This window comes from Streptomyces sp. NPDC093546 (assembly GCF_044765045.1).
Lineage (GTDB): Bacteria > Actinomycetota > Actinomycetes > Streptomycetales > Streptomycetaceae > Streptomyces.
The window spans coordinates 1-24,200 of sequence record NZ_JBIWJG010000020.1; the positions used below are offsets into that span (position 1 = coordinate 1).

Here is a 24,200-nt window from a genome sequence, read left to right on the forward strand (position 1 = left end):
CCCCTCCCGGCCCCCGGCGGCTCGGCGGCAGGCCTCGAAGACGTACGCGAACGCCTCGGCGCCACCCTGCGCCGCACCATGGAGCTCACGCCCCCCCCCCCCCCCCCCCCCCCCCCCCCCCCCGGGGGCCCCCCCCCCCCCCCGCGGCCGCGGGGGGCTGGCACTGGTGTCGCTGACTTCGACCAGCACGCTCGCGTCGTGCAGGGTCAGGCGCAGTGTGCAGGGCCCTGGGGCGTGCCGAACGGCGTTGGTAACCAGTTCGCTGGTCACCAGCAGCACTGCGTCGGTGACGGCGGGGCTTGCCGGGCCTCCGCACGCCCGTTCGGCGTCGGTCAGGAAGCCGGTGGCGATTCGGCGGGCCCGGGCGGGAGCGTCCGGGGCTCCATCCAAGTCGACGCAGCGCTGCACGCTTACGGTCATCAACGTCATCCCCCGAGGCAGGCAACCGGTGGTTCGTGGTGCTGCTGATACGCCTGCCCAGGAAAAAGGTCCCGATATCAGAGGCCGAGCCTGATGAGGGATGGATAGATGGCAAGTGCGGCCCGTTCAGCCCTCCCCGGGCACGCCGACAGGTCCAGCCGCAGCCTGACTGTGGCCGGGTGAAACCGCTGGGTGCGGCAGGCTAGGCGGGCTCGGCTTCGCTGTTGATGACGGATTCGGCAAGCAGGAGTCGTGCCTCTTCCACGGTAGGGGCGATATTGAAGATCATCTCTCCGCCGACCAGGCCCAGCAGGCACTGCAGCCGTTTTGAAATCGCGGCCAGCGCCAGCGCGCCCCCGGCGTCCTGTGCGTCCTGCCGGGCTGCCAGCAGCGCGTTGAAGCCACGCGAATCGCAAAACGCTACACCCGCGCAGTCCAGCACGACTCGCCGGTAACCCGCGTCGATCAACTCCGCGACCGCCTCAGCCAGCAGCTCCTCGCTGCCCATGTCGAGTTCACCGGCCAATGCCAGTACCGCATCCCGCTCGACCACCGCCGGTGTGATGACCAGCCTGTCCACCGGCACCCTCCACTTCCTTGCCCTCGGTACCGACCTGGCGGCAGCCACCATACGAGACCGCCGCCCAGATCTTCCCCAGCTCGGGTCCTGTCATGTCAGCACAGCAGGGTGAGCAGTGTCAGCAACATGGACGGCTTCCTCGACAGCCCCTCTGGCTCGCCCTCGGCCATGGGGCCCCTTGCGGCAGGGATCGGAGGGTGCCTGCATGACGCCGCTCGCCCGGGCAGCAGCCGATGTCCAGGGCGCCTCGATGGTCGAGCTGGCGAACGCGGTCGACGAGGCGCTGCTTGGCCTCGGCGAGGGCGTGAACCGCGTGGAGCGCAAGCAGTACCAGGCGTACCAGCGGCTGCGGAACTCCGCCTGCGTCTGCCCGCCCCAGCGGAGCAAGCTCCTGGTCTACCCGAAGGGCGACCCGAAGCACGTCGACTTCGTTCCCGGGTTCACCCGGGACGTGTCCGGGCTCGGGCACCATGGGACGGGGGATCTGGAGGTGCAGCTCCGCACGCTGAAGGACGTGGAGCGCGCACAGGATCTGTTCCGCGCGAGCTACGCGGCGGCGTGATCGCTCGGCGGCAGCTTGGCCGTGAGTGTCTCGCGTTTGGTCTGTGGTCGTCGGGTGGTGCCTTTCGATGTACGGGCAGGGCGTGGCGGTGGACTACTCATGGTGCGCGGGATGCCGGTTTGGCTAACCGGCATCCCGCGCTATGTTGCGCCGCTCTGACGGGCCGGGGTGGCGCAACCGCCGGGGTGGCCGGCGCGTGCGGAGACTCGACCGGCCCTCGCGGCCAGCTATCTGTGCTGGGCAGCGGGCGCTCGGCGGCCAGTGAACCGGCGGAGATGCTCAGCCCCACATCGCCGCCGACGGCCCCGTCACATGCAACCTGGCGAACACGGTCGCCCAGCAGCACGCACCGCGCCCCCACAGCATGGACGGTTCCGCGTCTGCTCCCTCCGGTCGGCGTCTCACCGCTCGCCCTCACGGGCGTGCCCGTCAGCGCGCGGGCCGTCCGCTTGCTGGGGCAGCACGATGAACGCCGTGCCCTGGGTCAGGTCAATGCTGGAGCGGGGCGGAGCGCCGTCGCTCTCGTCGTCCCGCCGCAGCAGTTCCACCTTCCGCTGCTCCAGCTCCACCGTCTTGTTTCCGTTCACGACCGCCGTGAACTCGTCGAAGGCGATGCTCGACAGCGACCGCCCCGTGCGCCTGCGGAACCACGGGATCAAGCCCAGCCCTGTGAACCAGCGCCACGCGCTCTCCACCAGCGCGAACAAGGCCAGCACAGACACGAACGCCGGGAACGACATGAGCAGAGCGGTCATGGACGGTCCCTCGTCGTCGACACAGTCGACGGTCGGGAGACGGCGGAAGAATCGATTGCCATGGGTTCACTGTTGTGGACCCGCCGCGCGCGGGGATCATGCGTCGGCATGATCCGCCTCCCCCACATGGAGGAGGCCCAGGCCCCCGTCCAGTTTCTTGGCCGGGCAGAAGGCCGACGGCTTCATCCTCCAGCTGGCCGACCCCTTCCTGACGGAGTGGATGGTCGAGGCGGTCCGGAAGGCCGCCGAGGAGGCCGGCCGCGACCCCGCCTCGATCACCGTCTGCGTCGCCGCGCCCGCGTACGTCGGCGACGACCTGGCCCACGCGCGCGACCAGTGCCGCTGGTTCGGCGGCATGGTCGGCAACCACGTCGCCGTCCTGGTGAGCCGCTACGGCGAGCACTCGGATCTGGCCTCCGAGGCCCTCACCGCGTACATCAAGGCCCGTGAGGGAAGCGGCGATCGACGCGTACGGCTCCGACGTCATCCCGGCGCTCAGGGGCTGATCATCCACAGCTCACGATTCCCCGGCCTCGGTGTCACCGGAGGACAGGGCCGCCCTTCTTCTGCGGTACACCACCACCCCGCACACCGTGAGGAGCAGGACGGCCACGGCGGACACCCCGAGCGCCGTCTGCTCGGCGAAGAGTCTTCTCAGCATCTCGAGCGCACCGAGCCCTGCGGTCGCGTAGATCAGCGCCCAGGCCGCTCCGCCCACGAACAGGGCGGGGAGGTAGCGCGGCAACGGCATGCGCATGCTGCCCGCGAGGAAGTTGGCGGCGGTCTGGAAACCGACGGTCAGGAAGGAGACGGCCACCACCGGCGCGCCCCACCGCTGGATCGCCCGCTCGGCGCGCCGGAACTTCGCCGAGGAGGTCCGCTCGGCGAACCTGCTGCGCCGGGCGCCGGCGCCGGCGAGCCACCCGACGGCGAACGTCCCTCCGGCGCGAAGCAGGACGATCACATACAGGGCTCCGGCCGTGAGCGCGATCCTAGCCACCACCGTCTCTCACCTGCGCCCCGCCTCTGTCCGTTCCGTCCTATGGGTTGCCACCTGCGGCACCGGAACCCGAACCTGCAGCCAAGCAAGGTCACCCTAACCGAACGCGCATGCGGGGGTACAGGGCACCACCCGAGGAATGACAAGCGGAAGGCGCTCCGGGCTGTGGGAGCCGACCAGGCGGGGGTATGCGGGCGGGCATGGGTGAGATCCTGATCGGTACATGTTCCTGGACGGACAAGGCACTTGTGGCCAGCGGGTGGTACCCGCCGGGGCGGCGGGACCCGGAGGGGCGGCTGCGGCACTACGCCGAGCACTTCCCCGTGGTGGAGGTCGACGCCACCTACTACGCACTGCCCAGCACGCGCAACAGTCTGCTGTGGGCCGAGCGCACCCCGCCCGGCTTCCGCTTCGACGTCAAGGCGTTCTCCCTCCTCACCGGCCACCCGACCCGCAGCGCCGCCCTGCCCGCCGACCTGCGCGACCGGCCCCTCACCGCCCGCGACCCCGGGCTCCTCGACGAGGTCTGGTACCGCTTCAGCGAAGCCCTCCGCCCGCTGCGGGACGCCGGCCGCCTCGGCACCCTGCTGTTCCAGTTCCCGCCCTGGTTCGCCCCCGGCGCGCGGGCCGAGGCCGCCCTCCGGTACACCCGGCGGCGCGCCGCCGACTGGCCCGTGGCCGTGGAGTTCCGGCACCCCGGCTGGTGGCGGGACGACCACCGGGCTCGTACCACCGCCCTGCTGAGGGAGCTGGACGCGGCCGCCGTGGCCGTGGACACGCCGCAGGGCCTGCCCACCTCGATACCGCCGGTCACCCCGGTCGCCTCACCCGAGCTGGCGGTGGTGCGCTTCCACGGGCGCAGCCCAGAGTGGGGCACGGGCACCAAGGAGGACCGCTTCCGCCATACCTACGCGGAGGACGAGCTGTGCGAGTGGCGGCCCCGCCTCCGCGCCCTGGCCGAGCGCGTCACGCACCTGCACGTCCTGTTCAACAACTGCTGCGCCGACGCCGCCGTACGATCCGCCGCGTCCATGCGGCGCATCTTGGACCCGTGCACACATCCGTCGGGCGTCTCCGGGTAGGAGAGCAGTACAGACAGACCTCAGGAGGAGCCATGTCCGGACTGATGGCACGCATCCAGCGCTTCACCCGCAGCCCGCAGGGCCGGCGGACCATCGCCTCGGCGCGCCGCGCCGCCGCCGACCCGCGCAACCGCACCCGGGCCCGCGGGCTGCTCGCTCGGCTCCGCGGGCGCCGCTGACGCGAATCCTCGCCCCGCCCTTCACGGGCAGCGCGCTGCTACTGTCCCCCTTTGCTTGATCGTTTGCAGAGCATGGGGGACTACGGCGACTCGCCTCAACTCCCCCGGGAGGTGAGGGAGTAGGGATGAAGGTCGGTAAGACGGCGATATCCGTCCTGGTGGCGAGCGCACTCCTGGGCGCCCTGTCCGGCTGCGGCCCGGACGGCGGCGGCGACGCGCACAAGGGCGGTGCGGGGGCTACGGGCAGTACGGGCGGTGCCGACGGCACGCCGCTGAAGAGCAAGATCGCCGCCCCGGCGGCTTTCGACAGCGCGAAGGGCTGGGAGGTCCAGGCCGCCTGGCTTCCGCCGGGTCAACCTTTCCCCTACGCGGTCGCGCCGAAGGCCGGAAAGGTCGCGTTTCTCGACAAGACGGAGCAGGGCTACGTCCTCAATGTGCGCGACGCGGTGTCCGGCAAGGTGCTGTCGACGAGCAAGCCGTGGCAGGCACCCAAGCTCACCGAAGAGCAGGCCGATGAGGAGTCCGGCAAGCTGGCGGTCCCGCAGATCGCCCTGGTCTCCGGTCAGGACCGTGAGTACTTCGCGGTGTGGGCGCGGGGCGAGACCCGGAAGGACGAGCTCCACGAGTACAAGGAGGCCGTCTCCGTGGCCTTCTACCCGGCCGACGCCTCGGGGCAGGGGGTGGCCCCGGTCGGTGCGGGGAACGCGGAGGCCCCGGACGGCGAGTTCGACCGGCCCGGCGTCTTCCCCGGGCCGGGGGGCCTGGTCGTCGCCTCGTACGGCGGTGACAGCATTCTGGTGTCCCCCGACGGCAAGGTCACCGACACCAGCGATGCGAAAGTCACCATCAACGGAAAGGCGGTCGACCCCGACTACCTGATGTCGTTCCCGGGCCCGAAGGGTCTGGTGACCAACGGCCCGGAGCGCACCGGGGCCGACGGCGGCTTCGGCGCCGACGGCGACTGGCAGAGCACGAAGGTGGCACCGCCCGGCGTCGAAGCGATCCGCAAGGAGGAGAGTGTGGGCTTCGGCATGACGGAGACGCCGAACGGCCGCATCGTGGGGGCCGCCGGCGACTACGTGATCGCCGACTGGCTCACGGCGGCGGACCGCATCTCCGCCGTCCACGACCTGTCGACCGGCGCGGTCCGCGCCACCGCCCCCTGCCGGACCAAGGCGACCGAGTACATGGCGGCGGTTCCCAGCCCGAAGAATCCGGCGGCGACGAAGCCGGCCCTGTCCCCCAACGGCCGCTTCCTGGTCACGGGCGGGAACGTCTTCGACCTGCAGACGGGCAAGGGCGTGTGCACCGACAGCGGGGAGGACGCCAAGAAGATCTCCCTCGCGTCCGTCGGCGACGACGGCACCGCCTACGGCACGGCGGGCGAGGACGCGCCACTGACCCCGGTCTCCGTCTCCGCCACCACGGGCGCCGCCACACCCCTGCCGGAGGAGACCGTCACGCCGAAGGCCATGGCCAAGGGCGCGGGCGTGTTCGTCACGCACGCCGGCGCGGACACCATGCGCCTGATCGTCCTCACGCTGAAGAGCTGAACCGGCGCTGCTCGGTCCCGGCCGCCCCGGCCTTGCCTTCCGTACGACACAGAGAGCAGCGCTCCCTGCCGTCCCAGTCCGTCCACCCGAAGACGCCCGGCGACAGGGAACGCCCCTCCAACTCGTCGCGCACCGCGACCCGGTAGTCCCACACCGACGCGATGTACGGGTGGTAGACGTCGTGGAAGCGCGGCTGGGACAGCAGGGCGCCCGCGGCGACGGCGCGCCGCAGGGCGCGCAGCTGCTCGAACATGGCCTGCCCGGCCCCGGCGACCGGCGCCGCGGCGTCGATGAACAGCCGCTCCCGCACCTCGTAGATGCGCGCGTCGGCGAGCGCGGCACGGCTCTCCGCCTCCCGGTCGAGGGAGGGATCCGGATCCTGGGCGAGTTCACGCAGCCGCGTGTGGGCGGTGCCCGCCGCGGAGATGAAGTCGATGTACACCTCGCGCCGCAGCGCGCCGAGTCCCCGTCCCTGCTCCTGCCGGGTCCGCAGCCGGTCGGCGAGCACCGTCCCCGCTATCGCGATGACCGCGCCCCCGAGCGTCGCCACCAACGTCAACCACTCCACCGAGCCCCCCCTGCTCCGCCCTGCCCCCTGTGGTGGCGGCACCGTAGCATCCACCGCCGACACCACCCCTGGCGCCCACCGTCCGCCCGGATGCGCGCGGGTGCGGGAGGCGCGATCATCGTCCCCAGGGCAGGCCGAGTCGGCCGGCCGGTCTCCACGTCTTCTTTGCGAGGGCCGTCATGGCGACTCACCACCACGTCGGCGCGGCACACCCCGGTGGTGCCGACGCCGTCGCCACCGCGCGGCTGTTGCGGGAGGCGGCCCTGGAGGTCTCGCGCAGCGCCACGGACATCCGGGGCGCCGCCGCCCGGGCGGGTGCCGTGCTCGCCGACCCCGGGTTCACCCGGTCGACCACCCTGCGGCATCCGCGGAGCGGCCTCGCGGCGCAGGGGGCACTCGTCCGGGCGCTGACCCGGTCGTCGGGCCTGGGGTTCGCGGTCGGGGCCGCGGGAGGGTGGCTGAAGCGGCTGGGCGGGGCGGGCACCGTCTGCGGTGGGGAGAGCCTGGCGAACCGGGTCGCCGTGACGTCGCTGCGGCTGCGCGCCGCCGCGGTGCTGGTGGAACACCCGGAGCTGCGGAGCGACCCCGGGATGCGGCGCCTGATGGACGCCGTCGCGGGTGACCGGGACGTGGAGGCGCTGCGCGCCCTGCGCGCGCTGATGAAGGACAAGGGCGCCGAGCGGGCCATGTCGACGCTGGCGCCGCTGTTCGCGGAACTCTCGGCGATCCGGGCCCTGCTCGACGAGAACCCCGCCAACGACGTCGTCGGCTGGCAGATCGCCACCGGCGAGGCGCTGCACGCCGATCCGTGGTTCGGCATCTCGGCGCGGCACCTGGCGGCCTTCGACGCCGGTGAGGGCGCGGCGGTTCCGGTGGAGCTGGACGAGGACGAGCGCCGGTCGCTCGCCGAGGAGGGCTCCTTCATGGGGTTCCTCCGCAACATCGACCTGCTCCGCACCGACGGCCGGGTGCTGCTCCAGGACGTGCGCGGCCCGGACGGAGTGGTGCGGCACGTGCTGCACGCCCCCGGCATGGCGCCGGGCCGGCCGCGCAACGACTCGCCCCAGGACTTCGTGGGGGCCTGGAGCAACCTCTTCGACCCCGAGTCGCCCTACACGCGCGGCATCCTGCTGGCCGTGGAGGAGTACGGGCTGCCCGCCGGCGCCGACCTCGCCCTCATCGGCCACAGCGAGGGCGGCATCGCCCTGATGAACCTGGCGCAGAACAGCGCCTTCTGCCGGCGGTTCCGGGTGACCCACGTGGTGGCGGTGGGCTCTCCCATCGACAACAAGCGGCCCGCGGACCCCCGTACGTGGGTGGCGAGCGTCACCAACCAGCACGACCTCGTCCCCACGCTCGACGGCCGGGGCGCGGGTTCGGGCGCGGTGTTCACGCCCCATCCGGACTGGTACGAGGTCGACTACACCGACCCCCACCACGAGTTCCCGCTGTGCCATTCGCTGGGCAGGTACATGGCCAACCTGGAGGAGGACCTGCCGGAGGCCCGCCGGGACATCGACGAGGCGCTCGCGCCGTACCGGGGGCCGGTGGTGCGCTCGCAGGTCTACCAGCTGAAGGACCGGGCCAACCCGCCGCAGGGCTACCCCCTGATGGCGGTGCCGGTCACCCCGGCGGTCACCGCCGCGGGCCCGGTGGAGACCCCGGTGCGGTACTACGACTCGACGGCCGTGGTGGCGTTCTTCGCCGTGGACCCCGGCAGGGCGGCGGGCCTGCTGGCCGACACCGCCTGGATGAGCCCCAGCCGCATGGGCCGGCGCGTCCTGGTGGCGCTCTCCGCGTACGAGCACCGCTGCGTGAGCCTCGGCCCGTACAACGAGCTGAGCCTGGCGGTCCTGGTGAACGACCTGTGGCGGCCCCGGGGCCACGACGTGCTGCGCGAGCTGCTGCGCCGGGCGGACACGCGCCGCACGGGGCGGCAGGTCACGGCCGTGGCCGTCACCACCGCGGAGGCGGAGGCCGCCGGCCGGGAGCTGTGGGGCCAGCCGGCCACGCGCGCCCTGGTCGATGTCCGGCTGACCGGCAACCGGCTGCACGCCGCCCTGACCGGGCCGGAAGGGCCCGGCGGGACCGCGGCGGAGCCACTGGTCCGGCTGGCGGGGGACCTCGGCCCGTACGTACCGGCTCCGCACATGGACGCGGTGCTCTACGGGCGTACGAAGGAGGCGACCTTGCGGTCGCTGGTGCACTGCGCGGGACGCCAGCGCTTCCACGCGGCGCCGCGCGTGCGGCTGCGCTGCGCGCCGGGGACGGCGGCGGACGGGAGCGAGGAGCCGCTCGTACGGCAGCTGCGGGCCCTGGGGCTGGACGGGGCCCGGCCGCTGTGTGTGCTGAGCGCACCGCAGTACCAGGCGCGGCGCGGTTCCGGAGCGGCGCTGCCGCGCTGAGGAAGACAGCGCGGCGGTACGAGGACGGGACGAGGACAGGACGACGACGTGACGAGGGAAGCGAGGGAGCCGGTGGCCGTGCAAGCCGTACGCCGAGACGAGGAACCGGTCGCGTACGAGGCCCGGTTGCGGGCCGAGGCGGAACGTCTCGCCGACGCCGGGGCCCGGCTGCTGGAGCAGGCGGCCGCGCTGGAGGGGCGGCCCGGCGTGCCCGACTGGTGCGTGCCGACCCTCCACCGGCAGGCGGCGTGCTGCCGCCGGGCCGCCGACGACCTGGCCGCGGCCGCGGCGCTCGTCGGCAGGCACGCAGACCGCTGCGCGGGCGCCCGGGCCGGCGCCGGGCCGGTGGCGCGCCGCCGCCCGAGGTGACGGCCCGCCGCTTCGGCCCGCTTCGGCCCGCGGCACCGCGCGGCTCAGGGCGCGCGCAGCACGAGCGCGGTGTTCTGGCCACCGAAGCCGAACGACGTGCTCAGCGCCGTGCGCATGCGCACCACCCGGGGCGCGCCGGTGACCACGTCCAGTTCGGCCCCCGCCTCCTGACGGCGCAGGTTGGCCGTCGGCGGGATGGTGCGGTGCTGGAGGGTCAGCACCGTCAGCGCCGCCTCGATGGCGCCCGCGGCGCCGAGGGCGTGCCCGATGACGCTCTTGTTCGCCGTCACCGGCGGGTCGTGCGGGAAGAGCCGGCGCAGCATGCGCGCCTCGGTGAGGTCGTTGAGCGGGGTGGAGGTGGCGTGCGCGTTGACGTGGTCGATGTCGTCGGGCGTACAGTCCGCGTCCCGCAGCGCCGCCAGTACCGCCGCCTGGGCGCCACGGGCCTCGGGGTGCGGCGCGGCCGGATGGTGGGCGTCGGCGGTGGCTCCGTACCCCGCGAGGTAGCCGCGCACGCGGGCGCCGCGCCGGTGGGCGTCCTCGGGGCGTTCGAGGACCATCACGGCGGCCCCTTCCCCCGGTACGAAGCCGTCGCGTTCGACGTCGAAGGGCCGGGACGCGGTGGCCGGGTCGGACCGCCGGGACGACATGGCCCGCATCTGGCCGAAGCAGGTGGTCGTCATCCGGCTGCGGGCGGACTCGCTGCCGCCGGCCAGCACGATGTCGCAGCGCCCCGCCCTCAGCAGGTCCAGCGCCGTCCCCAGGGCCGTCGCCCCGGACGCGCAGGCGCTGCTGGTGGTGAAGTTGACGCCGTGCGCCCCGAGGTCGAGGGCGACCTCGGCCGCCGCCATGCTGGGCACACTGCGGGTGACCTGGTACGGGGAGACGCGGTCGGCCCGGTCCTCGCGCAGCAGCCGGAAGGGCTCCTCGTACGAGTGCAGGCTGTTGCTGCCCACGCCGAGGACGACGGCGACGCGGTCGCGGTGCCACGCACCTGGGTCCAGGCCGGCGTCGCCCACCGCCTGGCGCGCGGCGACCACCGCCATCTGGGCGTACGGGTCCAGGCGCCGTGCCGTGGTGTGGCCGAGCCGGGAGCGGGCCTGGAAGTCGGGGACCGCGCAGGAGAAGTCGGTCCGCAGCCCGGCGAGGACGGGGTCGGGGCGGGCCACCGACACGCCGCGCAGCAGGGTGGCCCATGAGGTGCCGGCGCAGGTCCCGGCGGGTGACAGCAGACCGATGCCGGTGACGGCGACGTCACGTGTGCGCGCGTGCGCGTGCAACGGAGGACCTCCGGAACGCCAGAAGGGGCACGGCCCACGCGCGGGCGGCGCGGGGCGGTGGAAGACGGTCCTTGCCTACCACCGCGGCGCCCCGCCGGGGTCACCCCATGATCGCGACACACGCGAAGAGGGCGCCGTTCACTCCCACGTGGGTCACAGCCGGCGTGCGGCGAGCCGTTCCCGGTCGGGCCAGCGCACGTCGTGGGCCCACCCCCGGCGCTCGAAGAGCCGGATGAGGGCGGCCGTCGCGTCGGGCTGTCCGGGCAGCGCGCCGTGGCGGGCGCTGGTCGGCTCGGCGTGGTGCAGGTTGTGCCAGCCCTCGCCGAAGGTCAGCAGCGCCACCCAGCGGACGTCGCGCGACTGGTCGCGGCTGCGGTAGTGCTGGGGTCCGAAGGCGTGGGCGACGGAGTTGACCGACCAGGTGACGTGGTGGACGACCGCGTAGCGCACCAGGCTGCCCCAGAAGAAGGCGGTGGCGGCGCCGTACCAGGACATCGTCCACAACCCGCCGATCAGCGGCGGCAGCGCGAACGAGGCGGTCACGGTGGCCCAGTACCAGCGGTCCAGCCGGCTGATGTCGGGGTCGCTCAGGATGTCGGGGGCGTAGTGGGCGAGGTCCGCGCGCCTCCGGCGGGCGAACCAGCCGATCTGCGCGTGCCACAGGCCCTTCAGCAGAGCGCGGCGTCCCGTGCCGAACGCCCACGGCGAGTGGGGGTCGCCCGGGCGGTCGGAGAACTGGTGGTGGCGGCGGTGCTCGGCGACCCACAGCGCGACCGGGCCCTCCATCGCCATGCCGCCGGCCAGCGCCAGGACGATGCGCAGCGGCCGCTTGGCCTTGAAGGACTGGTGGGTGAAGTGCCGGTGGTAGCCGGTCGAGATGCCCGCGATCGAGATCACGTACATGACGAGCGCGAGCGTCACGTCGAGGACGCCGACCCCCCACCCCCAGGCGACGGGCAGAGCCGCGGCGAGCACCACGAAGGGCAGCACGATGATGCCCACCAGATAGCCGGTGTACTCCGCCCCGGTGACCGGGACGGTGCCCGCCGGGACCCCCGCGGAAGGCCCGTCCGCCGCCGGCGCGGGGTGCGGCCCCGGGGGTTCGCCTGTTCCCAGCATGGTGGGGGCCTCCTGTCGTCGCCGGGTGCGGTCCGGGTCCATGCTGCGGTGCCACCGGGGGAGGAGGCCGACGGCACGCGGTCGCACCCGTGTGCCACGCGCATATTCACACCAGTGACGCGGCCGCGGTGCGGCCCGGGCGACTCCGTGCCGTAATGAGGGGGAACCCCCCGGCGACCGCGTGTCCGCGTCGCCCTGCCACGTCTGGGTGGAGCCATGGACTTTCTCGCGGCGTACGACGCGATCCCGCAGAGCGACGCCGCCCGGCGCGTGGCGCTGCTGCGGCAGCACATGAAGACCGGCGGACCGGCCATGCTGCGCGAACTGCGCACCGAGCGGCCGGTGTTCGCCACGCCGGTGGGCGTCTTCGTCACCCGGATGCCCGACGTGGTCGAGGTGTTGTCGACGCCCGACGTCTTCACCGTCGGCGTGTACGGCCCGGTCCTGGAGGAGGCGCTGCACGGGCCGTTCATGCTGGCCCGGGACGGCGCCGACCTCCACTGGCACGACCGCGCGCACGCCCAGCTGATGCTGCCCGCGGAGGACTTCCTCCCGGTGCGCCGGCTCACCGCGCGGCTCGCCGACGACGCCCTGGACCGGGCCATCGCGACGGCCCGCGCCGCGGGGCGTACGACGTTCGACTACGTCCAGGAGTTCGCCGCCCCCGTCGCGGCACGGGTGGCCCGGGAGTACCTGGGCTTCACGGACGTGCCCGAGGAGGCGCTGCACAGCCTCTCGCAGCGGGTCCAGCGCGCGGTCTTCGTCAACCAGGACCGGGACCCCGAGGCGCACGCCGCCGGGGTGGCGGCCGGGAAGGAACTGCACGACCTCGTGGCCGGTGTGATCCGCCGCCGGGCCGCCGCGGCGTCGTCACCGGGCGCCGACGACGTGCCGGACGACGTCCTCGGCCGCATGCTGCGCACGGTCCTGCCGCCCGGGACGGGCCGGCCGCTGGACGAGGAGCGCGTCAACCACCAGCTCGTCGGCTATCTGATCGGCTTCCAGCAGAACGCCGCCCAGTGCGCAGCGACCGCGCTCAAGGAGCTGGCGACCCGCCCCGAGGAGCTCGCCCGCGCCGAGCGGCTGGCCGCCGAGGACGACGACACCGCGCCCTTCGACGGCTACGTCTGGGAGGCGCTGCGCTTCCACCCCTTCGTGCCGTCGACACCCCGGCTCTGCGTGCGCGAGCACGTGCTGGCCGCCGGGACACCGCGCGAGACCCGCCTCACGCCCGGCACCGTGGTGCACGCGCACATGGCGTCGGCGATGTTCGACGAGACGGTCGTCGAGGAACCGTACGCCTTCCGGCCGGACCGGACGCCCGTGCACAACATGGTGCTCGGCCACGGGGCGCACGCGTGCGTGGGCAAGTACCCGGCCCGGGCGATCGTCCCCGAGATGGTGCGGCGGGTGCTCCTGCGCCCGGGTGTCAGGCCGCTGCCCGGTGCCGAACGCGCCCTGGACCACGCGGGCACGCCCTATCCGCAGCACTACACCGTGACGGCGGGCGCCGGGGCACCGTCCTGACCGTGGCCCGGGCACCGTCCTGACCGTGCGGGCGTCACCGGCCGCCGACCAGAGAGCAGGCACCAGATGACCACCACCCCACGCCGGATCCAGGCGGCGGACGAAGACGGCCGCGACCCCTCCCGGGACGGGCTGCGCAACCGCGTCGAGGCGTACGTCCTCACCCACTACGCGCCGCTGTGGCGGGCCGTGCAGGGCAACCGGTGGCTGCACCGGAAGACCAACGCCCTGCTGACGGACCTCGCCGTCCTGAAGGCCCCGCCACGCCCCAACCCGTTGAGCACCATGGCGCCGTACACGTCGTGGCCCTCGCTCACGGACCGGTCGTACGTCGGCCGGCACCTGCCCCCGGACACCGCGCCGCACCCCGGGCGCCCGGCCCCGGAGCGGGCGGCCGAGCTCTTCCGCCGCGAAGGGCCCGGACGGATGTGCGCGCGGTCGACGGCCCTGCTCCCCGCCTTCGCCCAGTGGTTCACCGACGGCTTCCTGCGCGGGCACGGGCAGGGCGGCGATCCGCGGCGCACCGACTCGCCGCACACCATCGACCTGGTGCAGCTGTACGGCGCCGGCGAGGAGGTCACGGCGTGCCTGCGCGAATTCGAGGGCGGGCGGCTGAAGAGCCGGACGGTCGGCGGGGGAGAGTTCCCGCCGCTGCTGTGCGACCGGGGGCGGATCAGGACGGAGTTCGAGCGGCTCAAGCCGGTCCGGTGGGACGACGTGCCCGAGCCGCTGCGCGACACGGTCTTCGCGACCGGCGGGGACAGGGCGCACGCCCACATCGGCCCGATGCTCGTCAACGTGCTGTTCCTGCGCGAGCACAACCGGATCGCCGGCCTCCTGTCCCGCGCGTACCCGGCGTGGGACGACGAGCGGGTCTTCCAGACCACCCGCAACATCCTGGTGGTGATGACGATCCGGCTGGTCCTGGAGGAGTACATCAACCACCTGACCCCGTTCCACTTCCGCTTCATCCTCGACCCGATGCGCACGGTCCGGTCGAGCTGGCACCGGGAGAACTGGTCGACCATCGAGTTCAGCCTGGTCTACCGCTGGCACAGCCTCATCCCCTCGACCTACCGCATCGCGGGCCGCGACGTCCCGCTGATGCACACGCTCGCCAACGGCCGCATCATCGAGGAGCGGGGCATGGGCCCGCTCTTCGACGACCTCTCCCGCCAGCCGGCCGGGCGCATGAGCCTCTTCAACACCGACCCCCTCCTGCTGCCGATCGAGGCCCGCAGCGTGGAGATCGGCCGTGAGCTGCACGTGGCCTCGTACAACGACTACCGGGAGCACTTCGGCTTCCCCCGCGCGACCGACCTGCGCCAGGTGTCGGGCGACCCGGTCGTGCGCGAGGCACTGCACGACCTGTACGGCGGCGTCGACGAACTGGACCTGTACGTCGGCCTCTTCGCCGAGGACGCCCGGCACGGCAGTCTCTTCGGCAACCTGCTCGGACGCGTCATCGGCATCGACTCCTTCTCCGAGGCCCTCACCAACCCGCTGCTGTCACCGCGGCTGTTCACCCCGGCGACCTTCTCCGCGGAGGGGCTGGAGATCCTGCGCCGCACCCGCTCGCTCTCCGATGTGGTCCACCGCAACATTCCGGAGGACGACGGCCGGTACCTGGTGTCCCTCGGCACCAAGCACACCGCCCGGAACGGTGCCGCCGAGGACCGCGTCCGCCCGGCCGCCCGGCGTCAACGCGTACGCGTGGCCGGCTGAAACACCCCCGCGCATCGGTCCGCTCGGGGATGCGGAACGATGACCGCATGAACGCACAACGGGGAAGCACCGAAGAAGAATCCGTCGCGGGACTCGCCCGGCGACTCGTCGCGGCGGACACCGGCGGCTGGACGCCCGATGGGGTGAGGGCCTTGGCGGCCGAGCTCGGCTGGGCCTGGGAGGGCACACCGGAGAAGCCGGTCCTGACCACCGGCCGGGCCGCGGGCAACGCCCGCCTGCGCCCGGTCGGCAGGTTCGAGGAGCCGTACACCGACGGGGAGTCGTACGTGGAGCTCGCGGTCCCCGTGGCGACCGCCTCTTCCGACGCCGCGGCGCAGGCCGCCGCCTTCCGCGCCGTCCGGGAGGAGGTGACCGCGGCGCTGGGCAAGCCGTCCATCGTGGGCTCGCACGGCGACCTGGGCCCCTTCTACGACAGCGGGCCGATCTGGGGTGCGCCCTTCCTGCGCTGGCGCGGCAGGCCCGACACCCTGGAGCTGCGCGCCGGGAAGTCGGGGCCGGAGCTGGTCCTGCAGCCCACCGACCCGGCGGAGAACTGGTTCTGGCGTCAGGGCCACGGCGAGGAGCACGCGATCAGCGGCTACTTCGGCAGCACCCGGAGCCCGGCCAACTCCGGTCTCGGCTACCCCGGCGGCTGGCGCGCCCGCAGCTGGGAGACCGTCATCCGGTCGCTGGACGACTTCCTGGGGGCCCTGCCCGCCGAGACCACCGCCCTCGGCATCAGGATCGCGATGCCGATCTACGGAAGCACCGACCGCGGCGCACCCCTCCTCTTCGACGTGGCATGCGGCGACCGGCTGACGATCGGCTGCTTCGCCCCGGACGACGTCGATCCGGCCGCCCTCGGCTGGGGCACGGTGTCCGAGCACCCGAACACGGCGTCGCTGTACGACGATGACGACCCGGTGTGGCGTGTGGACGCGGGCGGCCCCGGGGAACCGAAGGGCCGCGCGCTCGCGGAGATGCTCGTGGCGACGGCCAGGGCGGTGGGTGTGAGCGAACCCACCGACCTGGTCGTCGGCGGCGAGGCCGAGTACGTGGACGGCTACGACGTCAGGTACTACGGGCTGGGCCTGCCGACCGGCTGACGCCCACCGCCGTGTCCGCCGGAGCGGGTTCCCGCGAGGGAAGGCCCCGCTCCGGCGGCGAGCGGGGTCAGCGTGCCGTCATCGCCGGGACCCCCGGAGGCACCGGAAGCGGAAGCCGCGTGCGGGCCGGTTGGTCGGAGGCGGCCGGCGTGCGGCAGGTGAGGTCCTTCGCCGGGAGCCTGCCGGTGGTCAGGTAGGCCGTGGCGGTCTTGTCGGCGCAGGACTTGGTGCCGTAGACGCCGTGGCCCTCTCCGCCCAGGACCGTCACCATGCGCGCGCCCTTCATGGCCTTGCGCAGGCCCTGGCCGCTGACCAGCGGCGTCTGGGAGTCCCACTCGTTCTGCAGGATCAGCGCGCCGACCTTGTTGTTCACCGTGGTGGCGGGCTCACTGCCGTGCTTCCAGAACGCGCACGGCATGATGTTCGACGCGAAGTCGCCGTACAGCGGGTACCTGGCCTTGTCGCGGATCGCGTCGCGGCGGTACTGCTCGGGGTCGCGCGGCCAGGCCCGGGTGTCGGCGCACACGACGGCCCAGAAGGCCGCGTCGCCGTTGTCCGACGGCACGTCGGCCCGGGCGAACGACGGCGGAGCGGGGCGCGCGGGGCGCGGCGACGAGCCGCTGTCCCGGGACGGGGCGGCCTTCTGGCCCGAGGCGGCCTTCTTCAGCTCGGCGACCCGCTCGGCGGCGCTCTGCACGTAGAAGAAGACGGCCCGCTCGGCGCGGATGTCGTCGCCGGTCATGGGCGTCCCGTCGACGTCGATGGGCTTGCGGTCGGCCCGGGCGACCAGGTCCCAGTACGCCTTGCGGACCTTCGCCGGGGTGTCGCCCAGCCCGTACGTCTCGTGGCGCTGGGCGGTCCACTCGGTCCAGCGCGTGAACGCGGGCTCGGCGCCCTCGGCCCACACCTGGATCATGCCCCGCCAGGCGCGCTGGGGGTCGACGGCGCTGTCCAGCACGAACCGGTCCGCCCGCTGCGGGAACATCTGCGTGTAGACGGCTCCGAGGTACGTTCCGTAGGAGTACCCGAGGTACGAGATCTTCTTCTCGCCGAGCACACCGCGGATGACGTCCATGTCGCGTGCCGTGTTGCGGGTGGTGAGGTGGGGCAGGGCCGCGCCGCCCTTGGCCCGGCACTTGTCGGCGACCGTGCGCGCCCACTTCACGTCCTTGGCGAACGTCGCCGCCTTGTACGGGCGCATCCAGTTGAGCTCGTCGTCCGCGAGGCCGCAGCCGACCGGGGTGCTCCGGCCGACGCCGCGCGGGTCGAAGCCGATGAGGTCGTACTGCTTCTTCACGGCCGCGGGCAGCTCGGGCCCCAGGTACAGGGGCATGTCCAGCCCCGACCCGCCCGGGCCTCCGGGGTTGAGCAGGAGCACGCCGCGGCGTTCACTGGCGCTGCTCGCCTTCAGCCGCGACACCGCGATGTCGATCTGCTTGCCGCCGGGGCGGCTGTAGTCGAGCGGCACCTTGAGGGTCGCGCACTGGAAGGCGGCGGGGCTCTCGGGGTCGCACCGCTTCCACTGCGGCTTCTGCTGCAGGTACCGCTGCAGCGGGTCCGCGGTGGCGGGACGGGAAGGCGCCGAAGGGGCGGCGGACGCGGTGGCGGGCGCGAGGGCCGGGATCAGGGTCGCGACGGCGCCCACGGCCAGAAGAGGGGCTATTCGTCTGCTTCGCACAATGATGCCGTTCCTTGTGAAGGAGGCGATTGGGACCCACCCACCCTCTCGGAAACGGGAGTTGGGCGAATCCGCCGCCGGACCCCTTGCGCCTCCGACCGCAGGAGTAGAGAGCGGCCCGACGAATGGTCCCCCCGGCGGAGAACGCGATCTGCCGTTTTCCCGTCCGGGGTACGGGGACGCGGTCCCATGTGGACGACTGAGCGAGGGGGCTGAGCACCACATGCAGCACGATCCGGCCTGTCACCGCATGACACCTCGTCAGCTCGGGGCAAGCCGCGGCCCTGCCGGCCGTCAACGGGCTGTTGGTGGTGGTGTGGAACGTGGACACGGTCTCCGAGCGTCAGGCCCGCATCCCGGACGCGCTCACCGGCCGGGTCACTGCCGCCTACCACGTCCTCGCCTGGGGGAGCATGCCGCTCAGGGGGCTCCTGGGCGGCGCGTTGGCCTCCGCCCTCGGGCTGCGCTCGGCCGCCTTGCCGGCAGCCCTGCTGCTCGCTTCGGCCGCCGCGCGGACACCTGGCCGACCGACCGGCTGACAGCCTTACTTACCCTCCAGTACGCTCCGGCCATGTCCACCCCCGCCATAGCTGGACTCGCCGACTCCGTACGCGTGCTGACGGAGGGTCAGGTCACCTCCGCCGCCCTCGTCCGGGCCTCCCTCGACCGGATCGAGGCCACCCGGTCCACGGTGAACGCCTTCCGCCTCGTACGCGACACCGAGGCCGTCCTCGCGGAGGCCGAGGAGGCCGACCGCCGCCTGGCGGCGGGGGAGCGGGCCCCGCTGCTCGGCGTACCGGTGGCCGTCAAGGACGACACCGACGTCGCCGGACTCCCCACCGCCTTCGGGTGCCGAGGCGACCTCCCGGCGGCGAGCGCCGACGGGGAGGCCGTGCGGCGGCTGCGCGCCGCGGGCGCCGTCATCGTCGGCAAGACCAACACCTGCGAGCTGGGCCAGTGGGCCTTCACCGAGGGCCCCGCCTTCGGCGCCACCCGCAACCCCTGGCACACCGGCCACACGCCCGGCGGCTCGTCCGGCGGCTCGGCGGCCGCCGTCGCCGCCGGGCTGGTCCCCGCCGCGCTCGGCTCCGACGGCGCCGGGTCCATCCGCATACCCGCCGCCTGGACGCACCTGGTCGGCATCAAACCGCAGCGCGGCCGCGTCTCGGTGCACCCGTACAACGACTGCTTCGAGGGCCTGACCGTGAACGGCCCCCTCGCCCGTACGGTCGCCGACGCCGCGCTGCTCCTCGACGCCGTCTCGGGCGCGCACCCCTCCGAGCGCCACCAACCGGCAGCCATCGACGCCTCCGCCGCCGCCCGCCGTGAGCCCGGGCGGCTCCGCATCGCGCTCGCGTGGCGCTCCGCGTTCACCGCCACCCGCAACCCCCTCCACCCCGACATACGCCGCGCCGTCACCGACCTCGCAGAGGCCCTCGCCCGCCTGGGCCACACCGTCGAGGAGGCCCGCCCCCGCTACGGCCTGATCGGGCTGAGCTTCCTGCCGCGCGCCACCGCGGGCATCGCCGCGTACGCCGACCGCCACCCGGACCCGGCCCTACTGGACCCGCGCACCCGCGGCGCCACTCGCACCGGCCACCGCCTCGGCGGCCGCGCCCTGCGCACCGCCCGGTCCCTCGAGCCCCGCCAGCACCGCCGGATCGGGGCCCTCTTCGCCACGTACGACGTCCTCCTGACGCCCACCACCGCCGCGCCGCCGCCCCCTGTCGGCACCTTCGACGGCCTGTCCGCCTGGCGCACCGACCTCACCATGGCGGCGGCCTGCCCGTACGCCTGGCCCTGGAACGTCCTCGGCTGGCCCGGGGTGAACGTCCCCGCAGGCTTCACGATGGACGGCCTCCCGGTCGGCGCCCAACTCCTCGGCCCGGCCGGCAGCGAGGAGCGCCTCATCTCGCTCGCCGCGCAGCTGGAGGCCGACCGCCGCTGGGACCTCCACCGCCCGGCCCTTTAGGCACGTCTAGGGAACGCGTGCCGTCCACTCCGGAGAGGAGAACTTCGTCTCCGCCAGCTCCCTCGCCCGCGCCATCTCCTCGGCCGTGACCGTGCCGTCCGTCAGCCCGTACCGCTCGCGGAAGGATCCGATCATCCGCTGGACGACCGTGGCGCGCGGCAGGCCGGTCTGGCGGCGCAGCGGGTCCACGCGCTTCTTCGCGCTCGTCGTGCCCTTGTCGGAGAGCTTCTCGCGGCCGATGCGCAGCACCTCCGTCATCTTCTCCGCGTCGATGTCGTACGACATCGTCACGTGGTGCAGCACCGCGCCCTCGCCGCCGACGATCCGCTTCTGCGCCGCACCCGCGATCTTGCCCGCCTCCGTGGCGATGTCGTTGAGCGGCTGGTACCAGGCCTTGATGCCCATGTCGCCGAGCGCGCCCAGCACCCAGTCGTCGAGGTAGGCGTAGCTGTCCGTGAAGGACAACCCCTTGACCAGGGCCTCGGGGACGGAGAGCGAGTACGTGATGGTGTTGCCCGGCTCGATGAACATCGCGCCGCCGCCGCTGATGCGGCGCACCACCGTGATGCCGTGCCGCTCGGCCGCCTCGGCGTCGACCTCGTTGCGCAGCGACTGGAAGCTGCCGATCACCACGGCCGGCGCGTCCCACTCCCACACCCGCAGCGTCGGCGGGCGGCGCCCGGCCGCGACCTCGGCGGTCAGCACCTCGTCCAGCGCCATGTGCAACGCGGGCGGCTGCGGCCCGTCGCGCACCAGCTGCCAGTCGTAGTCGGTCCAGTCCGTGGCGTGCGCGAGGGCCCGCCGCACGGCGACGCCGACGCCCTCGCTGGTCAGCCCGAACATCTCCGTCCCCGGCGGCAGCGCCGCGTCGATGCGCGCCGCGAGCCCGGAGGCGTCGGTGTCGGCGGGGGCGCCCTCCAGGGCCCGGTCGATGGCGTCCAGCGCGTCGTCGGGCTCCAGGAAGAAGTCCCCGGCGACCCGCACCCGCCGCAGGACGCCGTCCTCGGCGTCCAGATCGACCGTGATCAGCTTGCCGCCGGGGACCTTGTACTCACCGTGCACCGTGCGCCCTTCCTGCCGGGGCTCCCACGGTATCCGGGCCTACCGGACCGCTGGGGTCCCAGCCGTTCGCCGGGGTCGACGGGTTCCCCGCCCGGCGCCGGTCACGCACCCAGCTCCCCGGCCATGGTCCGCAGGGTCGCCGCCAGCTCCCGCACCCGGTCGTCGGACGGCGACGGCGTGCCGAGCCGGTCCACCAGGTCGCCGCGCGTCAGGAGCACGGCCGCTCCGTCGTACCGCGCGGAGGCGAGCCGGTCCGGGGGGACCACATGCGCCCGCCCCTCCAGCAGGACGAGCGCGGCGCCGTCGTCGGGCAGTGCGAGCAGCTCGCGTACATGGCTCTCGTCGATCATCCGGGCATCCCCTTTCCGCTTTTCGTCCGGACGCGGACCCGGGTACCCGATCGGTACGGGACCGATCCGTACGGCATGGATCCCTCCTGGCCGGATCCGTGCGAACCCCCTCGACCCGCACCCGAAAGCGCGTACGATCCGGCCATGTTCACCACGCGGCCCACCCTCCAGGGCACCTTCGGCATGGTGTCCTCCACCCACTGGCTCGCCTCCCAGACCGCGATGGCCGTCCTGGAGGACGGCGGCAACGCCTTCGACGCCGCCGTCGCCGCCGGGTTCGTCCTCCACGTCGTGGAGCCGCACATGAACGGCCCGGCCGGAGAGGTGCCCGTCATCCTCGCGCCCGCCGGCGGGGACGTACGGGTGCTGTGCGGTCAGGGACCGGCCCCCGCGGGGGCGACCGTCGCGCACTACCGGTCCCTCGGGCTCGACCTGGTGCCCGGCACCGGGCCGCTCGCCGCCGCCGTACCGGGGGCCTTCGACGCGTGGATGCTGCTGCTGCGGGACCACGGCACCGCGTCCCTCGCCCAGGTGCTGCGGTACGCCATCGGGTACGCCGAGGGCGGGCACGTGCCCGTGGCGGCCGTCGGCGACACCGTCGAGACCGTGCGCGAGCTGTTCGAGACCGAGTGGACCTCCTCCGCCGAGGTCTACCTGGCGGACGGGAAGGCCCCTGCCCCCGGTGCCCTCTTCCGCAACCCCGCCCTCGCGCGCACCTGGCGCCGCCTGATCGAGGAGGCGACGGCCGCCGCCGGGGACGACCGGGTCGGGCAGATCGAGGAAGCCCGGCGCGTCTGGCGCACCGGCTTCATCGCGGAGGCGTTCGTACGCCAGGCCGCCCGCCCCACCATGGACACCAGCGGCACCCGCCACACCGGCACCCTCACCGCCGCGGACCTGGCGGGCTGGTCGGCGACGTACGAGGACCCCGTCACGTACGACTGGAACGGCTGGACCCTCTGCAAGGCGGGCGGCTGGAGCCAGGGCCCCGTCCTCCTCCAGCAGCTCGCCCTGCTGCCGGACGCGCTGCCCCCGTACGGCTCCGCCGACTACGTCCACCTGCTGGTCGAGGTCTGCAAGCTCGCCATGGCGGACCGGGAGGCCTGGTACGGCGACGCCGCCGACGTCCCGCTCGACGCCCTGCTCTCCACCGCGTACAACGCCGAACGGCGCGCGCTCATCGGCGCCAAGGCGTCGTACGAGCTGCGCCCGGGCCGGCCCGGCGGGCGTACACCGCTGCTCAGCGCCCACGCGGCCGGGGCGGGCGCCGCCGCGGTGCCGGCCGGCTCCGGTGACGTCGTGGCCCCAGGCGCCGGTGAGCCGACCGTCGCGCGCAGCGGCGCCACGCGCGGCGACACCTGCCACCTCGACGTCGTGGACCGCTGGGGCAACATGGTGGCCGCCACGCCGAGCGGCGGCTGGCTCCAGTCCAACCCCGTCGTGCCCGAACTGGGCTTCCCGCTGGGCACCCGGCTCCAGATGGCCTGGCTGGACCCCGGGCTGCCCAACTCGCTGACGCCCGGCCGCCGCCCGCGCACCACGCTGACGCCGTCGCTGGCCCTGCGGGACGGCGTTCCGGTGATGGCGTTCGGCACGCCGGGCGGCGACCAGCAGGACCAGTGGCAGCTGCACTTCTGGCTCGCCGTCACCCACGGCGGTCTCGGCCTCCAGGCCGCCATCGACGCGCCGAACTGGCACAACGACGCCTTTCCCAGCTCCTTCTTCCCGCGCGCCATGCGGCCGGGCTCGGTCACCGTCGAGTCGCGCATGGACCCGGCGGTGGTCGAGGAGCTGCGGCGGCGGGGCCACGAGGTGACGGTCGGCGGGCCCTGGAGCGAGGGACGGCTGTGCGCGGTCGCCCGCGACCCGCGCACCGGGATCCTCTCGGCGGCGGCGAACCCGCGCGGCATGCAGGGGTACGCGGTCGGCCGCTGAGGCCGTCCGGCCAAGGGTCGCCGGTGCCGGTCGCCGACGACGCGGTGCCAGTCGCCGACGACGTCCGCCGCCGGTTCAGTCGCCCGTTGTCAGTGGTCCGTGATTGGCTGGACGCATGATCGATGAGCTTCTCGACGGTTCCGGTTCCCTGTCCTCGCGGGTCGAGGAGGCGGTGCGCGCGGCGGCCGCCGCCGAGATCATGCCGCGCTGGCGGCAGCTCGCCACGCACGAGATCCTCGAGAAGAGCGGCCCGCACGATCTCGTGACCGTCGCCGACCGGGCCGCCGAGGCCCACCTGACCGCCGCGCTCACCGCGCTGCTGCCGGGCTCGGTGGTGGTCGGCGAGGAGGCGGTCCACGCCGACCCGACCGTGTACGAAGCGCTGCGCGGCGACGCGCCCGTGTGGATCGTCGACCCGGTCGACGGGACCCGCCAGTTCGTGCACGGCGAGCCCGGCTTCTGCACGCTCGTCGCGCTCGCCCGCCACGGCGAGCTGCTGGGGGGCTGGACGTACGCCCCGGTCGCGGACGAGATGGCCGTCGCGGTGCGCGGGCGCGGCGCGCGGCTGAACGGCACCCCGATACGGTCCGGCTCGCCCCTGCCCGGCGAGGTGCTGGAGGTGGCGACGTCCCACCCCGACTACACCACGCCGGACCAGAAGGCCGCCCTGCTGCGCCTCGCCACGGAAGGCGTCCACCCCGTGCCGTGCGGCTCCGCCGGCCTGGCGTACCTGGACATCGCCCGGGGCGTGACCGACGCGCTCGCGTTCACCTGGGAGTACGCCTGGGACCACGCGGCGGGCCTGCTGCTGGTCGAGGAGGCGGGCGGCGCGCACACCACCGTGTCCGGCGAGCCCTTCCGCATCACCGGCGGCAACGCCCTGCCGTTCACGGCGGCCCGCGACCGGGCCACCGCCACCCGTGTCCGCGACCTGCTGACCCGTCAGTAGGAGCCGGGACCTATCCTGAAGCCC

At 73.8% G+C, this 24,200-nt stretch carries 21 protein-coding genes and 2 pseudogenes; 14 read left to right on the plus strand and 9 right to left on the minus strand.

Going from position 1 to position 24,200, the window contains the following annotated elements:
* Nucleotides 1–622 precede the first annotated feature (622 nt).
* A complete protein-coding gene (locus ACIRNI_RS29775; RefSeq protein ID WP_403556160.1) occupies nt 623–1,000 on the minus strand; it encodes an STAS domain-containing protein in 378 nt (125 codons plus the stop codon).
* A gap of 214 nt (nt 1,001–1,214) precedes the next feature.
* Between ACIRNI_RS29775 and ACIRNI_RS29780 the strand changes: the two are divergent.
* A pseudogene (locus tag ACIRNI_RS29780) lies at nt 1,215–1,562 on the plus strand (transporter); the annotation flags it as partial.
* A gap of 401 nt (nt 1,563–1,963) precedes the next feature.
* Here the strand turns inward: ACIRNI_RS29780 and ACIRNI_RS29785 are convergent.
* Nucleotides 1,964–2,317 carry a DUF6191 domain-containing protein gene (locus ACIRNI_RS29785; protein ID WP_403556162.1) on the minus strand — a complete coding sequence of 118 codons (354 nt, stop codon included), beginning with the start codon at nt 2,315–2,317 and terminating at the stop codon, nt 1,964–1,966.
* 154 nt (nt 2,318–2,471) lie between these two features.
* On the opposite strand from ACIRNI_RS29785, the pseudogene ACIRNI_RS29790 reads away from it, so the two are divergent.
* Nucleotides 2,472–2,771 (plus strand): annotated as a pseudogene (locus ACIRNI_RS29790) (LLM class flavin-dependent oxidoreductase); the annotation flags it as partial.
* A gap of 63 nt (nt 2,772–2,834) precedes the next feature.
* On the opposite strand, the gene ACIRNI_RS29795 reads toward ACIRNI_RS29790, so the two are convergent.
* Nucleotides 2,835–3,317, minus strand: coding sequence for a DedA family protein (locus tag ACIRNI_RS29795; RefSeq protein ID WP_403556329.1), 483 nt, complete (start codon nt 3,315–3,317; stop codon nt 2,835–2,837).
* Between the two features lie 200 nt (nt 3,318–3,517).
* Here ACIRNI_RS29795 and ACIRNI_RS29800 point away from each other — a divergent pair, with 200 nt between their 5' ends.
* The 3 genes from ACIRNI_RS29800 to ACIRNI_RS29810 all read left to right on the plus strand — a co-directional run bounded on the left by ACIRNI_RS29800 (nt 3,518) and on the right by ACIRNI_RS29810 (nt 6,131).
* Nucleotides 3,518–4,399: a DUF72 domain-containing protein gene (locus ACIRNI_RS29800; RefSeq protein WP_403556164.1), complete on the plus strand. Its 882-nt coding sequence runs from the start codon at nt 3,518–3,520 to the stop codon at nt 4,397–4,399.
* A 32-nt stretch (nt 4,400–4,431) separates the two neighbouring features.
* Entirely contained in the window at nt 4,432–4,578 is a 147-nt protein-coding gene (locus tag ACIRNI_RS29805) for a hypothetical protein (RefSeq protein ID WP_355353198.1), read from the plus strand.
* A gap of 125 nt (nt 4,579–4,703) precedes the next feature.
* Nucleotides 4,704–6,131, plus strand: a complete 1,428-nt coding sequence (locus tag ACIRNI_RS29810; protein ID WP_403556166.1) for a hypothetical protein — start codon at nt 4,704–4,706, stop codon at nt 6,129–6,131.
* Here the strand turns inward: ACIRNI_RS29810 and ACIRNI_RS29815 are convergent.
* Nucleotides 6,115–6,699 (minus strand): CchlQ, encoded by a 585-nt coding sequence (locus tag ACIRNI_RS29815; RefSeq protein ID WP_403556168.1) that lies wholly within the window; start codon nt 6,697–6,699, stop codon nt 6,115–6,117. The two genes, ACIRNI_RS29810 and ACIRNI_RS29815, sit on opposite strands and share 17 nt — an antisense overlap.
* Nucleotides 6,700–6,878: 179 nt before the next feature.
* Here ACIRNI_RS29815 and ACIRNI_RS29820 point away from each other — a divergent pair, with 179 nt between their 5' ends.
* Together ACIRNI_RS29820 and ACIRNI_RS29825 are read left to right on the plus strand one after the other, a co-directional pair.
* The gene (locus ACIRNI_RS29820; protein ID WP_403556170.1) at nt 6,879–9,104 is read left to right on the plus strand and encodes an acetoacetate decarboxylase family protein; all 2,226 of its coding nucleotides are present in this window, start codon (nt 6,879–6,881) and stop codon (nt 9,102–9,104) included.
* 48 nt (nt 9,105–9,152) lie between these two features.
* Nucleotides 9,153–9,473 (plus strand): hypothetical protein, encoded by a 321-nt coding sequence (locus ACIRNI_RS29825; RefSeq protein ID WP_403556172.1) that lies wholly within the window; start codon nt 9,153–9,155, stop codon nt 9,471–9,473.
* 44 nt (nt 9,474–9,517) lie between these two features.
* Here the strand turns inward: ACIRNI_RS29825 and ACIRNI_RS29830 are convergent, their stop codons facing one another.
* Together ACIRNI_RS29830 and ACIRNI_RS29835 are read right to left on the minus strand one after the other, a co-directional pair.
* Nucleotides 9,518–10,753 (minus strand): beta-ketoacyl-[acyl-carrier-protein] synthase family protein, encoded by a 1,236-nt coding sequence (locus ACIRNI_RS29830; protein WP_403556174.1) that lies wholly within the window; start codon nt 10,751–10,753, stop codon nt 9,518–9,520.
* Between the two features lie 153 nt (nt 10,754–10,906).
* Complete coding sequence (locus ACIRNI_RS29835; protein ID WP_403556176.1) at nt 10,907–11,872, minus strand: acyl-CoA desaturase; 966 nt, start codon at nt 11,870–11,872, stop codon at nt 10,907–10,909.
* A gap of 216 nt (nt 11,873–12,088) precedes the next feature.
* On the opposite strand from ACIRNI_RS29835, the gene ACIRNI_RS29840 reads away from it, so the two are divergent.
* The 3 genes from ACIRNI_RS29840 (at nt 12,089) to ACIRNI_RS29850 (ending at nt 16,230) form a co-directional block, all read left to right on the plus strand.
* Complete coding sequence (locus ACIRNI_RS29840) at nt 12,089–13,399, plus strand: cytochrome P450 (protein WP_403556177.1); 1,311 nt, start codon at nt 12,089–12,091, stop codon at nt 13,397–13,399.
* Nucleotides 13,400–13,465: 66 nt separating this feature from the next.
* Nucleotides 13,466–15,124 carry a peroxidase family protein gene (locus tag ACIRNI_RS29845; protein ID WP_403556179.1) on the plus strand — a complete coding sequence of 553 codons (1,659 nt, stop codon included), beginning with the start codon at nt 13,466–13,468 and terminating at the stop codon, nt 15,122–15,124.
* Nucleotides 15,125–15,171: 47 nt separating this feature from the next.
* Complete coding sequence (locus tag ACIRNI_RS29850; RefSeq protein ID WP_403556181.1) at nt 15,172–16,230, plus strand: hypothetical protein; 1,059 nt, start codon at nt 15,172–15,174, stop codon at nt 16,228–16,230.
* Nucleotides 16,231–16,297: 67 nt separating this feature from the next.
* Here the strand turns inward: ACIRNI_RS29850 and ACIRNI_RS29855 are convergent, their stop codons facing one another.
* On the minus strand, nt 16,298–17,908 hold the full coding sequence (locus tag ACIRNI_RS29855) for an alpha/beta hydrolase (protein WP_403556183.1): 1,611 nt from the start codon (nt 17,906–17,908) through the stop codon (nt 16,298–16,300).
* 323 nt (nt 17,909–18,231) lie between these two features.
* On the opposite strand from ACIRNI_RS29855, the gene ACIRNI_RS29860 reads away from it, so the two are divergent.
* Together ACIRNI_RS29860 and ACIRNI_RS29865 are read left to right on the plus strand one after the other, a co-directional pair.
* Entirely contained in the window at nt 18,232–18,447 is a 216-nt protein-coding gene (locus ACIRNI_RS29860; protein WP_403556185.1) for a hypothetical protein, read from the plus strand.
* A 32-nt stretch (nt 18,448–18,479) separates the two neighbouring features.
* Complete coding sequence (locus ACIRNI_RS29865) at nt 18,480–19,880, plus strand: amidase (RefSeq protein ID WP_403556186.1); 1,401 nt, start codon at nt 18,480–18,482, stop codon at nt 19,878–19,880.
* Between the two features lie 6 nt (nt 19,881–19,886).
* Here ACIRNI_RS29865 and ACIRNI_RS29870 read toward each other — a convergent pair whose 3' ends face one another.
* Together ACIRNI_RS29870 and ACIRNI_RS29875 are read right to left on the minus strand one after the other, a co-directional pair.
* Nucleotides 19,887–20,942: a lipoyl protein ligase domain-containing protein gene (locus tag ACIRNI_RS29870; protein WP_403556188.1), complete on the minus strand. Its 1,056-nt coding sequence runs from the start codon at nt 20,940–20,942 to the stop codon at nt 19,887–19,889.
* Nucleotides 20,943–21,043: 101 nt separating this feature from the next.
* Nucleotides 21,044–21,292 carry a hypothetical protein gene (locus ACIRNI_RS29875; protein ID WP_355353222.1) on the minus strand — a complete coding sequence of 83 codons (249 nt, stop codon included), beginning with the start codon at nt 21,290–21,292 and terminating at the stop codon, nt 21,044–21,046.
* A gap of 144 nt (nt 21,293–21,436) precedes the next feature.
* Here ACIRNI_RS29875 and ACIRNI_RS29880 point away from each other — a divergent pair, with 144 nt between their 5' ends.
* Nucleotides 21,437–23,227: a gamma-glutamyltransferase family protein gene (locus ACIRNI_RS29880; protein WP_403556190.1), complete on the plus strand. Its 1,791-nt coding sequence runs from the start codon at nt 21,437–21,439 to the stop codon at nt 23,225–23,227.
* Between the two features lie 115 nt (nt 23,228–23,342).
* Nucleotides 23,343–24,176: an inositol monophosphatase family protein gene (locus tag ACIRNI_RS29885; protein WP_403556192.1), complete on the plus strand. Its 834-nt coding sequence runs from the start codon at nt 23,343–23,345 to the stop codon at nt 24,174–24,176.
* Nucleotides 24,177–24,200: the final 24 nt, after the last annotated feature.